This is a genomic window from Mesorhizobium sp. P2_C7, assembly GCF_056404515.1.
In genome coordinates this window covers 498,323-511,573 of the sequence record NZ_JBFUDW010000001.1, presented here as the reverse complement: position 1 = coordinate 511,573, position 13,251 = coordinate 498,323, and the positions used below count along the sequence as shown (strand labels likewise).

Sequence of the window (13,251 nt, the reverse complement as noted above, 5' to 3'; positions counted from 1 at the left end):
GGTTGCAAGGGTTGACCATGGCGCATGAGGGACGGAAGGATTGTGCGGAAAACCGCAGGGGTTATGCGGGATGCCGCTGGGATCTTATGCGGAACGCTGGAGGGGCAGCACCCCCCTCTGTCCTGCCGGACATCTCCCCCGCAAGGGGGGAGATTGGCAGCTTCGATGCCGCCGCCTCTCTTGCGACGTGGAGATTGGCGAAAGCAAAGATGCAATCCGATCTCCCCCTTGTGGGGGAGATGTCCGGCAGGACAGAGGGGGGGTGGGACGGAACTCGACGTCGCGCCTAGTACGTCCGCCGCCCTAATGCCGTCTCGCCAGCTTCGGCGGATGGCCATGCTCCTCGCGAAACGCCCGGGCAAAGCTCGACATCGAGGCAAAGCCGCAGGCCAGCGCCACGTCGCGCACGGCGAGGGTCGAATGCGCCAGAAGATCGGCGGCGCGCTTCAGCCGCAGCCGCCGGTAGTAGCCGTTGGGCGAGATGGCGAGTTCGGAGCGGAAGGAGCGTTCGAGCTTGTCTGAGGACACGCCGAGCCTGGCGGTGAGTTCGGCCATGCCGAGCCGCTCCTCGACCGCATCCTCCATGATGGCGATGGCCGACAGCACCAGCTCGTTCTGGACGCCGGTGCGCAGGCGCAAAGGCATCATCTTGCGATCGATGCTGGAGCGGAGCTGGCTGTGCACGAACCATTCGGCGACGCCGGCGGCGAGCTCGGCGCCATAGTCGCGCGTGATGATCTCCAGCATCATATCGAGGCTGCCGACGCCGCCGGCCGAGGTGAAGCGCTTGCGGTCGATGACATAGAGGTCGCGTCTCAGCTCGATGTTGGGGAACGCCTCGGTGAAGGCGGCCTGGCTGGTCCAGTGCAAGGTGCAGGCATGGCCGTCGAGCAGGCCCGCGCGAGCAAGAAAGAACGCGGCATCCGCCACCGCGCCGATATGGGCGCCGTTGCGCAGGCTTTTGCGGATCCAACTGGCGGCATCCTCGGCGACGAGGTGATCGGCATCGCCGCCCGAGCAGACGACGATGCGGTCGACCTTGGGCGCATCCCCGGCATAAAAGCCTGGCTGGATGACGACGCCGTTCGAGGCCTCGACCGGACCTGGGGTGGCCCCGACGATGATCCAGCGGTAGCACTGCCGCTTGGCCAGCACATTGGCAGCGCGCAGCGGCTCGATGACCGAGCTGAACGCCATCATCGGAAAGCCGGGAAACACCAGCACGGCGAAGGTGAGGGGCGTTTCGGCGGGTTTTTGAGGGGCGTGCGCTGCCATGGGGCGCTACAATTCGGGCAGATGGGGTTCGGGGTCAACGGGGGTGGTGAACCCATATTGCGAGAGGTTGGCGCTGCCCCTCACCTGCCTGCCGGCATCCTCTCCCCGTATAGTGACGGGGAGAGGGACGCTGTCATCAATGGTTTCGCCAATCACCAGCATTGCAAGGATGGCGACGGCGTTGCGGCCAGCTTCTTTCTCTCCGTCACTATACGGGGAGAAATGCCCGGCAGGGCAATGAGGGGGGCGCCGACATCGGTAAGTATTCACGCGTGCGAGCTGCGGCGTGCCCTCACGCCCCCAGCGCCTGGTCGAGATCCGCAATCAGATCATCGCCGTCCTCGATGCCCGCCGACAGCCGCACCAGCGAATCCGAAATGCCGATCTCCGTCCGCTTCTCGGCCGGGATCGAGCCATGCGTCATCAGCGCGGGATGTTCTATCAGGCTCTCCACTCCGCCGAGGCTTTCGGCAAGCGTGAAGAGTTGCGTGCGTTCGAGGAAGCGTTTCGTACCGGCGAGGTCGCGGTCGAGCACGGCCGTGATCATGCCGCCGAAGGCATGCATCTGCTGGACGGCGATGGCGTGCTGCGGATGGCTGGCGAGACCGGGATAGATGACCCGGCGCACGTCCTTGCGGGCCTCCAGCCACTGCGCGATCTTGAGGCCGTTGGCGGAATGGCGCTCCATCCTGAGCGCCAGCGTTTTCAGGCCGCGCAGCGCCAGAAAGCTGTCGAAGGGACCCGAGATGGCGCCGATGGCGTTCTGCAGGAATTTCAGCTGCGCGGCGAGGTCCTTGTTGTCGCCAACCACGGCGACGCCGCCAACCATGTCGGAATGGCCGTTGAGATATTTGGTCGTCGAGTGGACGACGATGTCGATGCCGAGCTCCAGCGGCCGCTGGATGTAGGGGCTGCAGAACGTGTTGTCGGCGACGGTGAGAACCCCCTTGCGTTTGGCAAGGGCGGCGACGCCTTCGAGGTCGACGATGCGCAGCAGCGGGTTGGTCGGCGTCTCGACCCAGAGCAGTTTCGTCTCCGGGCGGATCGCCGCCTCGACCGCGGCAAGGTCGGTGAAGTCGACGAAGCTGACCTTGAGATCGGCAGAGCGCTTGCGCACCCGCTCCATCAGCCGGAAGGAGCCGCCATAGATGTCGTCGGTGGCGACGATATGGGCACCGCTGTCGAGCAGCTCGAGCACGGTGGCGATCGACGCCAGGCCGGAGGCGAAGGCAAAAGCTGCCGAGCCGCTTTCGAGGTCGGCCACGGCACGCTCGAAGGCGAAGCGAGTCGGGTTCTGGCTGCGGGCGTATTCAAAGCCCTTGTGCACGCCGGGCGACTGCTGGCCATAGGTCGAGGTGGCGTAGATCGGCACCATCACCGCGCCGGTCAGCGGGTCGTGGCTCTGGCCGCCATGGATGGTGCGCGTCGAGAAGGCCAGGCGATTTTTGCCCGATGGTGGTGGTGTGTGGCTGGTCATCGTGCGCGCCTCAAATGGTTGATCAGGTCGATGCGGGTAATCAGGCCGACGAATTCGTCGCCGTCGAAGATGATGGCGACCTCGTTGCGGTCGAACACCGGCAGCAGCGCGTCGAGCGTCTGGCTGGCCTGCAGCGTGTGCAGGCTGGAGGTCATCGCCGTGCGCACCGGGCCGTTGAAGCGCTCCCAGCGGCCGTCATAGGGGCCGTCGACATGGGCGAGGATGTCGCTCTCGTCGACGATGCCGATGAGCTTGCCATTGTCGAGCACCGGCAGCTGCGAGACATCGGAGCGGCGCATGCGGCCATAGGCGTTGAGCAGGCTTTCGTCGGGACCGACATAGACGGTGTCGCCGGTACGGTGGGTGCGCATGACCAGGTCGCGCAGATCGCCATGCTGCTCGTGCTCGGCCAGGCCCTGTTCGGCCAGCCAGAAATCGTCGAACACCTTCGACAGATATTTGTTGCCGCTGTCGCAGACGAAGGTGACGACGCGCTTGGCGACCGTCTGCTCGCGGCAATAGCGCAGAGCGGCCGACAGCAGCGTGCCCGACGACGAGCCGGCGAGAATGCCTTCCTTCGACAAGAGGTCGCGCACGGCCAGCATGCTCTGCTTGTCAGGGATGGCGTAAGCCTTTTTCACCAGCGACAGGTCGGCATTGGGCGGCACGAAATCCTCCCCGATGCCTTCCACCGTCCAGCTGCCGGCCTCTTCCATCTTGCCGGTCTTGATCAGCGGCGCCAGCACCGAGCCGACCGGATCGGCGAGCACCATTTCGGTCTTCGGCGACACTTTGGCGAAGTAGCGGCCAAGCCCGGTCAGCGTGCCGCCCGAGCCGACGCCGACGACCACCGCATCGACATCGCCGCCGAGCTGCGAGAAGATTTCCGGACCGGTGGTCGTTTCATGCGCCAGCGGGTTGGCAGGGTTGGCGAACTGGTTGGCATAGAAGGCGCCCGGCACTTCGGCGGCGATCTTCTCCGCCATGTCCTGGTAGTATTCGGGGTGGCCCTTGCCGACGTCGGAGCGGGTCATGCGCACTTCAGCGCCGAGCGCGCGCAGGTGCTGGATCTTTTCGCGCGACATCTTGTCAGGTACGACCAGCACGATGCGGTAGCCCTTGGGGATGCCGACCTGGGCGAGACCGAGGCCGGTATTGCCGGCGGTCGCCTCGACGATGGTGCCGCCTGGCCTGAGCTTGCCCTGCTTTTCGGCGGCGGCGATCATCGACAGCGCGATGCGGTCCTTGATCGAGCCGCCGGGATTCTGGCTCTCAAGCTTGATGAACAGCCGGCACTTGCCGGTGTCGAACTTGGTCAGCTCGACCACCGGCGTCTGGCCGATCAGGTCGAGTACCGACGCATAGGGCGGACGCAGGCGGGATGTCGCGCTTTCCGGGGGCGCACTGCCAGCCGCGGCGATCTTCTGCTCGCTCATATCGATGCTCCATGATCAAGCGACCGCCTCGGGGCAGAGCGGCAGCGTATCCTCTTTTCCAGCCCTTTGCAGTCGGAAAGAAGATAGATCGTGCCAATCAACCGGCCAGATGGAGAATGTCATTCCACAATCTGGCGGCGCCGCCCTGACAGGCTGATTTCCTCGGCACGGCCACCGATCGTCTCGACGCACCAACTCGTTCGTTGCGAGCCGCAATTTCCGCATGCTAGCCGGGAGGCATGAGGCGCCCTGATGCGGTCGCGCTCATGGCGTTCGGGGCCAAACGCAGGGAAACCTTCGATGAAGATCATCGCCTATGATAATTTCAAGCCCGGCGTCACCATCGACGATCTGAAACCCTATCTGCGCGACGAGGTCTCGAATGTCTGGCGGCTTTGGAAGGCGGGTATCGTCCGCGAAAACTACGCACGAGCCGATGTCGGCGGTGTGATCATCGTCTTCGAGCTCGACAGCGTCGAGGCGGCCAGGCGCTACACCGACGACTTTCCGCTGTCGAAGGCCGGGCTGCTGGAATGGCATTTTCTCGCCTTCGATCCCGCACCATTGCCGCTCGAATATCTGTTTGATCCCACCGTCGACATCGCCCAACCCTGGGACAGGACGGCCGCATGATCCGGTCAAGCGAAGGGATCGAGATCCCGACCAGCCTGGCGCAGTGGTGCGACCCGCACCGCATGGCGCTTGTGGTCTACGACATGCAGGTCGGCATCTGCCGCCAGATCACTGGGGCGGCAGCGATCGTCGAATGCACCGGTATGGTGCTCGAAGCGGCGCGCTCGGCGGGCATGCGAGTGGCGTTCACACGCCATTTGTCGCTGCCGCGCAAATGGATGGGCGCAACCCAGCTGCGCACCGCCATGGCCTGGCAGCGGTGCGATAGCCCAGACATGGTCGAGCCGTGGTTCCCGCGCGATGCCGAAGCCACGCAAATCATTCCCGAACTCGCGCCACGCGCCGACGAGGCGGTGTTCGACAAGCTGACCATGTCGGCCTTCGATTCCACAGCGCTCAGCTTCGCCTTGCACGATTGCGGGGTGCGTGCGGTCGCACTCGCCGGAGTGGCGATGGAAATCGGCATCGAGCCGACGGTCCGGCAGGCGGCCGACAATGGTTTCGTGGCGGTGGTAATCGAGGACGCCTGCGGCTTCGGCAACCAGGAAGCGCGCGACCGCTCGATGGCGACGCTGGGCTTTCTTGGCGAAGCTGTCATCACCGATGTCGCGGGTTTTTGCGGCGCGCTCGCCGCAGGGAGATAGGCGCGCCTTGCTAGGCCTCGATCTCGGTGCGGAAGCGGACGCCGACAGCGCGTCCGTGCACGTCTCCCCAGTCATAGAGCGCTTGCAAGGTGGTTGCCAGATCGCGGCCGCGGTCGGTCAAGGTGTAGCGCCCCTTGCCATCGGGCGACGCCTCCAGCACGACAAAGCCGATGTCGACGAGATCGGCGAGCCGCTGCGTCAACATCTTGTCGGACAGCGACGGGATCGTCCGCCGCAGTTCGGAATAGCGCAGCGGCTGTTGCTTGATCCGCGCCAGGATCACCGTCTTCCATTTGCCGCCGAGCGCATCGAGCGCGAACTCGACCGGGCAGCCGTAAAGCCTACCGCGTTGGGTCATGCACGCATGGTAGGCAAGGCCCGGCAGCGCCTGAAGCAGAATTTGCCAGGCCATCTGGCCAGCTAGGCAGCGCAGGGCCGCGTCCGTATCAGTCGGCAGCAGGCCTTCAAAGGGAGAGCGGCGATGAGCGTGCGGGACGCCAATCCGGTTGATGCGAAGAACCCGAAGCGAGTGGCGATCGTCATCGCCAACCCGGCACTCTCGACCACGACCGGGTGGCCGGTCGGCTTCTGGTGGAGCGAGCTAACCCACCCGTGGTTCGCTTTCACCGAACGCGGTTATGCGGTGGAGATCTTTTCGCCCAATGGCGGCAAATGCGAGGCCGATGCGCTGAGCGACCCGCGCGATCCGTCGGGCTATTCGCAGACCGACCTCATCTCGCTCGGCTTCCTATCGAGCCCGAAACTCAGTGCCCTGGTCGACAGCACGCGGCCGGTGGCGGAGATCGAGGTCGAAAGCTTCGACGCGATCGTCGTCGCCGGCGGCCAGGCGCCGATGTTCACGTATGAGCACGCGACAGGCCTGCAACGGACGTTCGTCGCCTTCCATGAAGCCGGCAAGGTTGCCGCCGCTTTGTGCCACGGCACCGCGCTGCTGCGCTATGCCCGGCGCGCGGACGGATCTTTGCTCGTGGCCGGCAAGACGGTGACGGGCTTCGCCAATGCCGAGGAGGATTTTGCCGACAAAGCCACCTGGGAGATGGGCGCGCTCGAGCGCGGAAAGCATCTGATGCCGTGGCGCATCGAGGATGAGCTGAAGGCCCTAGGCGCCAACTATATCCAGGCCGGACTGTGGCGGCCTTTTGCCGTGCGCGACGGCAATCTGATCACTGGCCAGCAGAATTTTTCAGGCGCCGAGACCGCACGCGCCGTTTGCGAGGCGCTGGGCGGCTAGGCTCCTAGCCCAGCAATCGCTTGCTCAGCCTGGCGCATTGAACGCGGATGTCGGGGATGGCGTCGATCTCGAAGAAGGTCCCGCGGGTCAGCGGGCCAACGGCCAGGATCTTGGCGGACACGCCGCCGTCGCCGGCGATGATCTCGCAATTGGCTGACACGTCGAGGCCGATGCGCAGCGGGTCCGGCCGCGCCAGGCCGCGGTCGACCAGCGAGCGCACGACGCTGTTCGACGAGGTCGAGATGTCCCTGACGATGCCCGAGCAATCGTAGATGCGGGCAACCTCGAAGGTTTCGAGGCGCTGCGTGTGGCGCGACTGGACCTGGACCGTGAAGTCGCCGTTCCGGGCGATGTCGACGACGCGCCCGGCGACCAGGCGGATGCGGCCGGATTGCACGGCCTCGGTGACGCGGGCATAGACTTCGGGCGCCATGCGATGGCGGTGGATGTCCCACCAGGCCTTGGTGTGTTCGACGAAGCGGCGCTTGGCGGATGCGGGCCAGTTCTGCCAGATCTTCTGGTTGAACGGCCGCAAGCCGTCGACGACGTCGCGCCAGTCAATGCCGGCCTTCTGGTTCTGCTTGATCAGGTCGCGGAACCAGCCGACGAAATAGGACAGCTGGGTGCCGAGCGGGATGTCGGCGACGTCGAGCTTGATCGGATTGCCCTTGCGATGCGGCGATGGCAGCAGGCCGCGCCGCGACACCGCGACGATGTCGCCGCGATGGCCGCGCTGCTCCAGGGAGAGAAAGGCATCGACCATGCTGAGACCGGTGCCGAGCACCATGACGCGGCTGTCGGGGGCAAGTGCCGTGTCGGCTTCAGAGCCCATCCTGATCGCGTGCCCCTGCGCCGGCTCCTCGTCATGGCCGGTCGCCAGCACGGCGAGATGGGCGACGACGCTGGTGCCGTTGGCGAGCGCGACCTCGACGCCGGACGTGGTCGGCGTGATCGAGAGGCTCTCCTCACGGATCAGGCGCAACCGGCCGGTTTCGCGTTCGCGCGTTTCCAGCTCTTCGAGCAGTTCCTTGAGGTAACGGGCATAGAGGCTGCGCGGCGCGTAGACCGGCGCCTGGTCCGATGTCGCCAGGCCGCGCTCCAACAGCCAGCGCCAGAAATTGCCGGGATCGTCGGCATAGGCGCTCATGCCGGCGGCACTGACATTCAGCACATGCGCCGACAGCAGCGTGGAATAGGCGATGCCCTGGCCGAAATGCGGGCGCTTTTCGATCAGCGTAACGCGCAGATCGGGATTGGGCGATTTCAAGAGATGCGCGGCCATCACGACGCCGCTGGCGCCGCCACCGACAATGATGATCGAGTTGGCGCGCCCGGTCATGCGCCCGGCCTCGTGCGAAGTGCGCGCGTCAGGCCTGGACCTTCACCACCACCGGCAGGTCGTCGACAGCCATGTCGCGCATCTCGGCGAGGCTGCGCTGATCGAGCACCTCGGCGATCGCCTGCCGGACCTCGAGCATCAGATGTCGGACTTGGCATGTCGCCTCGTTGCAATCTTCACAGCGCTGGTACTGGGTGCGGCTGGCGCAAGGAATCGGCGCCAGCGGCCCGTCGAGCACGCGCACGGCGTGGCCGACCTTGATCTCGTCGGCAGGCCGCGCCAGGCGATAGCCGCCCTCCTTGCCCTTGCGGCTCTGGACGAAGCCGGCATTGCGCAGCTCGCCGAGGATGGCGTCGAGAAATTTCTTCGGGATGTTGTTGCCGGTGGCGATGTCGTTGACGAAAGCGAGCTGTCCGACCGGCAGTCGCGAGAGGTGTACGAGCGCCTTGAGGCCGTACTTGCCCTTTTTCGTGAGCATGAAATCAAAATTTCTCTGTCATGCGACGGCGCGAAACCATCGGTTGCCAAACGCCCGACCTGCGACCCCGCCGCGTCCAAGCTGCCATGACACATAAATTCTAGTGACATGATGTACAAGCCAACAGCTGTTGATTTTGCTTCGTTTTCAGGCGCAATAGCCATTTTGGCAGGCTTTTGTGCCCGCAGGGACACAACCGCACGGCTTTGACAGCCCAAGTGCGTTGTCAGCGATCATCGCGATACGGTGGCCGCTCATCGTCGCCTCCAGTTCCCAATGTCGATAAGGTTACTATACTTACCCCCGAAGACGCGGAACGGGTTTTCAAATCCACGGCTGTTTGAGGCATGGATTTGCCTGGGGAGGGTCGCGGCGGGAATTCTCGTTCGTTCCCAGCGTCCAAGCTGTTGAGGCGGCCCCCGACTTCGTCATCCACGGCGGAACAGGAGCGAAGCTCGTCGCGCAGACCCGAGGATCCATGCCGTGACATCCGTCGAAGAATTCAACGGAGGAGAATCAACGTCCGTTCTGTCGCCATCCCCTTCTTCTTCTTCTCTTCTGCATCGTAGCAGCGCTCTGGCATCACGGCATGGATCCCAGGGTCTGCGCTCCGCTTCGCGTTGCTCCGCCCCAGGGATGACGAACCTGGTGGGCTTCACCCAATCTCGAAAGACAGCCCGCTTGTCCGCTGCGGCACCGCGCCACCAATGCATTTATTCTAACAAGCCCGTCCTGGCTGGAAGGATTTAACTCTACAAGAGCGATAGAATTAGCGGACTATCATAGGGCATTCCGGTTTTCTCTTTGCCAGGAGCCCTTCATGTCCACCATTTCGCGACGCATCATTCTGCTTTCGTCGGCAGCCCGTGCCGGTGCCGCCTTCCTCGGTCCGGCCATGGCCGACGACCTCAAGGCGGGAAGGGAATGATCGGAAAAGGGGGAATGACGATGACCCATCCCACCGCCGTGCTGTTCCGCCATTTCGGCGCCTGGCTGCTGGGCCTGGCGTCCAATGACAAACGGACAAACGAGGACCCGCGATCGCCGGCGCCGGTGCGCTGGGACGCCGCGCGCGACCGCCTGCCACCGCGTGACGAGAGTTTTTGCTGGGCCTGGCAATATTGGTCTCAGTGAAGGGCAACTCACCCCGTTGAACGGTTCGCCCACACCAGTCCGACCAGGCCGACCAGCATGGTGACGAGGCCGGTATAGAGCCATTGCGACTGACCGGTCATGAAGCTGCCGCCGACCACGCCGATGCCCTGTAGCGACCATACCGCGCCGACGGCAAACACAATTAACGCCAGCAGATTTTTGGTCAGTCTCATTGACGGATCTCCCTTTCGAAGTCGATCGGTGGCGGCGTGGTGAGCGCTATGAAAGAGCCAAAGGAAATGGCCCGAACGCTTCGGCCTCTACTTGGATATTGTCGTTCGATCTTGTCAAACAAGTCGCCGATATCGGCACGAAGATCATCGACAATTGATCATCGGTCTGCCGAAAATCCCTAACAGACTGTTACCCGGCGACTCCAAACGTGTGCCACTGCCACGGAACCGCCAGATGATTGCCGCATTTCACGCCTTATTCGACACCTAACGGCTGGGGTCTGTCAAAAACGGAGCCATCCCCCAAATATGAATACGACAAAACAGACCGCGCTTGTCGCGGTAACGCTGGTTGCTGGCCTGATGGCCGGCGCATCTTCGGCAGCCGCCGCTGGCCAGTGCGGCCGTGCCTCCTGGTACGCCCTGCACTCCAAAACCGCATCGGGCGAGCGCATGAACCCGTCGGCGATGACCGCCGCCCACCGGACCTTGCCTTTCGGCACCAAGCTTCGGGTGACCAACCAGAACAATGGTCGCAGCGTCATCGTGCGCATCAACGATCGCGGCCCGTTCATCAGGGGTCGCGTGCTCGACCTGTCGAAGGGTGCCGCCGGCCAGCTCGGCTTCATCGGCTCCGGCCATACCGCCGTCTGCATGGCGCGCGTCTGATATTGCTATTGCCTGGACCATGATCTCTGGACAAAACGGTTTTCCGTTTGTCCGAGAAAACCGCAATCCACTTTTCGGGAATCATGGTCGGGTGTCCGGCACCAAAGCCAGACACATTTCTTACACACTTCGCGCCGCACAGTGAGCCGGCTGCGCCGTTCAGGCCGGATTTTCAAGGCTTTGGACGAAAGAAGCGTTAGTCACCCCACATGACGTATTGCATCGCAGCAATTAGTTGTTAACCTCCCCGCGAGACATTCAAGGCATGACGCTGCTCGTCGTCCCTTCAGTCGCAGGCAGCAGCGGGGTTCTCGATGTTCTACCAGCTCTATGAAATGAACCACGCCGCCATGCAGCCCGCGCGTCTCTATGCCGACGCGGTGCGCATGTTCTACACCAATCCGCTCAATCCGTTTTCGCATACATCATGGGGCCGCTCGGTCGCCGCGACCGCCGAACTGTTCGAGCGCACCACGCGCCGCTACGGCAAGCCGACATTCGGCCTCGACAAGACGGTGGTCGACTGGAAGAGCGTCGAGGTCACCGAGAAGACCGTGTGGTCGCGGCCGTTCTGCAATCTCCTGCGCTTCGAACGCGCCGTGCCCGCCGGGCGCCGGGCGGATCCGAAGCTGTTGATCGTGGCGCCGATGTCGGGCCACTACGCGACGCTGCTGCGCGGCACGGTCGAAGCGATGCTGCCCTATGCCGACGTGCACATCACCGACTGGGTCGACGCCCGTATGGTGCCGCTCGCCGACGGCAGTTTCGATCTCGACGACTACATCGACTACATCATCGACATGCTGCACGCGCTCGGCCCCGACACCCATGTGATGGCGGTGTGCCAGCCTTCCGTGCCGGTGCTTGCGGCCGTGGCGCTGATGGAGACGCGCGGCGACCCTTTCGTGCCCTCGACCATGACCTTGATGGGCGGGCCGATCGACACCCGTTGCAACCCGACCGCGGTCAATCTCCTGGCCGAGGAAAAGGGCATCGACTGGTTCCGCGAGAATGTCGTGATGCGGGCGCCGTGGCCGGTGCCGGGCTTCGGCCGCGAGGTCTATCCGGGCTTCCTGCAGCTGTCAGGCTTCATGAGCATGAATCTCGACCGCCACATCATCGCCCACAAGGACTTCTTCATGCACCTGGTGAAGCATGATGGCGACAATGCCGAGAAGCACCGCGATTTCTACGACGAGTATCTGGCTGTGATGGACCTGACGGCGGAGTTCTACCTTCAGACCGTCGACACCGTCTTCGTGCGCCATGCCTTGCCCAAGGGCGAGATGACGCATCGCGGCACCCGGATCGATCCGTCCGATATCCGCAACGTCGCGCTGTTCACGGTCGAAGGCGAGAACGACGACATTTCCGGCCTGGGCCAGACTAAGGCGGCGCACGATCTGTGCCCCAACATCCCTGCCGACAAGAAGGCGCACTACATGCAGCCGGCGGTCGGCCATTACGGCGTGTTCAACGGCTCGCGCTTCCGCTCCGAAATCGTGCCGCGCATCGTCGACTTCATCACCAGCTATGGTCGCCAGAACCGCGTTGCGGTGAAGCCGAAGCTGGTCCGCGTCGCCAAAAGATAGGTCGCCGCAGCGAAAATCCTGGAAATTGGCTGGCCAGCCGGCCAATTCTGTGCAGCCGATTCTGTTGCACAAGTGCCGCTGTCCTGCCCCTCGGGTAACCATGCTATCAATCCGACCGTCGTCGTAATTGACACGGACTGTAAATCCCCTTTAACCTTTCGTTAATAACTAAGGGTGGACGGGGACAATGATATCCTCATCGATGGCGCGAAGGCTGCGCGTGTACGTAGCGGCCGGGCTGGCAGCAACGGGAGGCTGGGTGGCACCGGCTTTGGCGGCTGGAGCAATGGCGACCGGGGGCCTCACCTCGCAGCCGATCGGCCACTATGATTTTTGCAAGCTCCATCCGGGCGAATGCTCGATCCGCCCCAGCAATCTGGCGCCGGCCGCGATGACCGACGGGCTGATGCGCAAGCTGATCAACGTCACCGCCAGGGTCAACGCCGCCGTCAAGCCGATGAGCGACATGGAAATCTACGGCAAGGACGAGGTCTGGGCCTACCCCGACAAGGGCGTCGGCGACTGCGAGGACTATGTGCTGGAGAAGCGGCGCCAGCTTTCGCGCATGGGCATCACGCTTGCCGACCTTCTGATCACCGTCGTGCGCAAGCCCGACGGCGAGGGCCACGCGGTGCTGACGGTGCGCACCGACAAGGGCGACTATGTGCTCGACAATCTGAACGACAAGGTCAAGTCGTGGGACCTGACCGGCTACCGCTTCCTCAAGCGGCAGGCGATCGACAACACCGGCCGCTGGGTCTCGATCCGCGGCGGCCAGCAGGTCCTGGTCGGTTCGGTTCAGTAGGTCCCTAGCAAACAGTGGGGCTTCGGCGGAGGTCGGCGATCCTTCGCGCCCCCCTCTGTCCTGCCGGACATCTCCCCCTCAAAGGGGGGAGATCGTTTGTCACCTGCGCTTTCGTCAATTTTCAACTTTGAAGAAAAAAAGCAGCGAGCACAAAGCCGCCAATCTCCCCCCTTGAGGGGGAGATGCCCGGCAGGGCAGAGGGGGGCGCTGTCCCGCCGGCGTCTCGCTATTTGCCCAGCGCCGCGCGCATCATGTGGCCTTCCAACAATTCCGCATTCTCCATGAACCATTCCCTCCCGGCCGACGACACATGGCCGTGGATA

The 13,251-nt window shown here is 63.8% G+C and carries 14 protein-coding genes; 7 read left to right on the top strand and 7 right to left on the bottom strand.

What is annotated here, in order from left to right:
- Positions 1-303: 303 nt before the first annotated feature.
- From AC1D2G_RS02460 to AC1D2G_RS02450, 3 genes are all read right to left on the bottom strand, one after another.
- Positions 304-1,275 carry a GlxA family transcriptional regulator gene (locus tag AC1D2G_RS02460; RefSeq protein WP_477305549.1) on the bottom strand — a complete coding sequence of 324 codons (972 nt, stop codon included), beginning with the start codon at positions 1,273-1,275 and terminating at the stop codon, positions 304-306.
- A 292-nt stretch (positions 1,276-1,567) separates the two neighbouring features.
- Positions 1,568-2,752 carry a trans-sulfuration enzyme family protein gene (locus AC1D2G_RS02455; protein ID WP_477411754.1) on the bottom strand — a complete coding sequence of 395 codons (1,185 nt, stop codon included), beginning with the start codon at positions 2,750-2,752 and terminating at the stop codon, positions 1,568-1,570.
- A complete protein-coding gene (locus tag AC1D2G_RS02450) occupies positions 2,749-4,188 on the bottom strand; it encodes a pyridoxal-phosphate dependent enzyme (RefSeq protein ID WP_477411753.1) in 1,440 nt (479 codons plus the stop codon). Before AC1D2G_RS02450 ends, AC1D2G_RS02455 begins: the two co-directional genes overlap by 4 nt.
- Before the next feature lie 300 nt (positions 4,189-4,488).
- On the opposite strand from AC1D2G_RS02450, the gene AC1D2G_RS02445 reads away from it, so the two are divergent.
- Positions 4,489-4,821: a hypothetical protein gene (locus AC1D2G_RS02445; protein ID WP_477411752.1), complete on the top strand. Its 333-nt coding sequence runs from the start codon at positions 4,489-4,491 to the stop codon at positions 4,819-4,821.
- Positions 4,818-5,465, top strand: a complete 648-nt coding sequence (locus AC1D2G_RS02440; RefSeq protein WP_477411751.1) for a cysteine hydrolase family protein — start codon at positions 4,818-4,820, stop codon at positions 5,463-5,465. The genes AC1D2G_RS02445 and AC1D2G_RS02440 overlap by 4 nt, the downstream gene beginning before the upstream one ends.
- 10 nt (positions 5,466-5,475) lie before the next feature.
- Here the strand turns inward: AC1D2G_RS02440 and AC1D2G_RS02435 are convergent, their stop codons facing one another.
- Positions 5,476-5,877, bottom strand: a complete 402-nt coding sequence (locus tag AC1D2G_RS02435) for a winged helix-turn-helix transcriptional regulator (protein ID WP_477411750.1) — start codon at positions 5,875-5,877, stop codon at positions 5,476-5,478.
- 69 nt (positions 5,878-5,946) lie between these two features.
- Between AC1D2G_RS02435 and AC1D2G_RS02430 the strand changes: the two genes are divergently transcribed.
- On the top strand, positions 5,947-6,717 hold the full coding sequence (locus tag AC1D2G_RS02430; RefSeq protein WP_477411749.1) for a type 1 glutamine amidotransferase domain-containing protein: 771 nt from the start codon (positions 5,947-5,949) through the stop codon (positions 6,715-6,717).
- Positions 6,718-6,721: 4 nt separating this feature from the next.
- Here the strand turns inward: AC1D2G_RS02430 and AC1D2G_RS02425 are convergent, their stop codons facing one another.
- Both AC1D2G_RS02425 and AC1D2G_RS02420 read right to left on the bottom strand, forming a co-directional pair.
- Entirely contained in the window at positions 6,722-8,056 is a 1,335-nt protein-coding gene (locus tag AC1D2G_RS02425) for an FAD/NAD(P)-binding protein (protein WP_477411748.1), read from the bottom strand.
- 28 nt (positions 8,057-8,084) lie between these two features.
- The gene (locus tag AC1D2G_RS02420) at positions 8,085-8,534 is read right to left on the bottom strand and encodes an RrF2 family transcriptional regulator (protein ID WP_477411747.1); all 450 of its coding nucleotides are present in this window, start codon (positions 8,532-8,534) and stop codon (positions 8,085-8,087) included.
- A gap of 942 nt (positions 8,535-9,476) precedes the next feature.
- On the opposite strand from AC1D2G_RS02420, the gene AC1D2G_RS02415 reads away from it, so the two are divergent.
- Positions 9,477-9,668, top strand: coding sequence for a hypothetical protein (locus tag AC1D2G_RS02415; RefSeq protein WP_477411746.1), 192 nt, complete (start codon positions 9,477-9,479; stop codon positions 9,666-9,668).
- Between the two features lie 8 nt (positions 9,669-9,676).
- Here the strand turns inward: AC1D2G_RS02415 and AC1D2G_RS02410 are convergent, their stop codons facing one another.
- Entirely contained in the window at positions 9,677-9,862 is a 186-nt protein-coding gene (locus tag AC1D2G_RS02410) for a hypothetical protein (protein ID WP_477411745.1), read from the bottom strand.
- A 309-nt stretch (positions 9,863-10,171) separates the two neighbouring features.
- Between AC1D2G_RS02410 and AC1D2G_RS02405 the strand changes: the two genes are divergently transcribed.
- The 3 genes from AC1D2G_RS02405 to AC1D2G_RS02395 all read left to right on the top strand — a co-directional run bounded on the left by AC1D2G_RS02405 (position 10,172) and on the right by AC1D2G_RS02395 (position 12,928).
- Positions 10,172-10,531, top strand: a complete 360-nt coding sequence (locus AC1D2G_RS02405) for a septal ring lytic transglycosylase RlpA family protein (RefSeq protein WP_477280679.1) — start codon at positions 10,172-10,174, stop codon at positions 10,529-10,531.
- Positions 10,532-10,845: 314 nt separating this feature from the next.
- Positions 10,846-12,123 carry a polyhydroxyalkanoate depolymerase gene (locus tag AC1D2G_RS02400; protein ID WP_095083871.1) on the top strand — a complete coding sequence of 426 codons (1,278 nt, stop codon included), beginning with the start codon at positions 10,846-10,848 and terminating at the stop codon, positions 12,121-12,123.
- 187 nt (positions 12,124-12,310) lie between these two features.
- A complete protein-coding gene (locus AC1D2G_RS02395) occupies positions 12,311-12,928 on the top strand; it encodes a transglutaminase-like cysteine peptidase (protein WP_477411744.1) in 618 nt (205 codons plus the stop codon).
- Positions 12,929-13,251 lie beyond the last annotated feature (323 nt).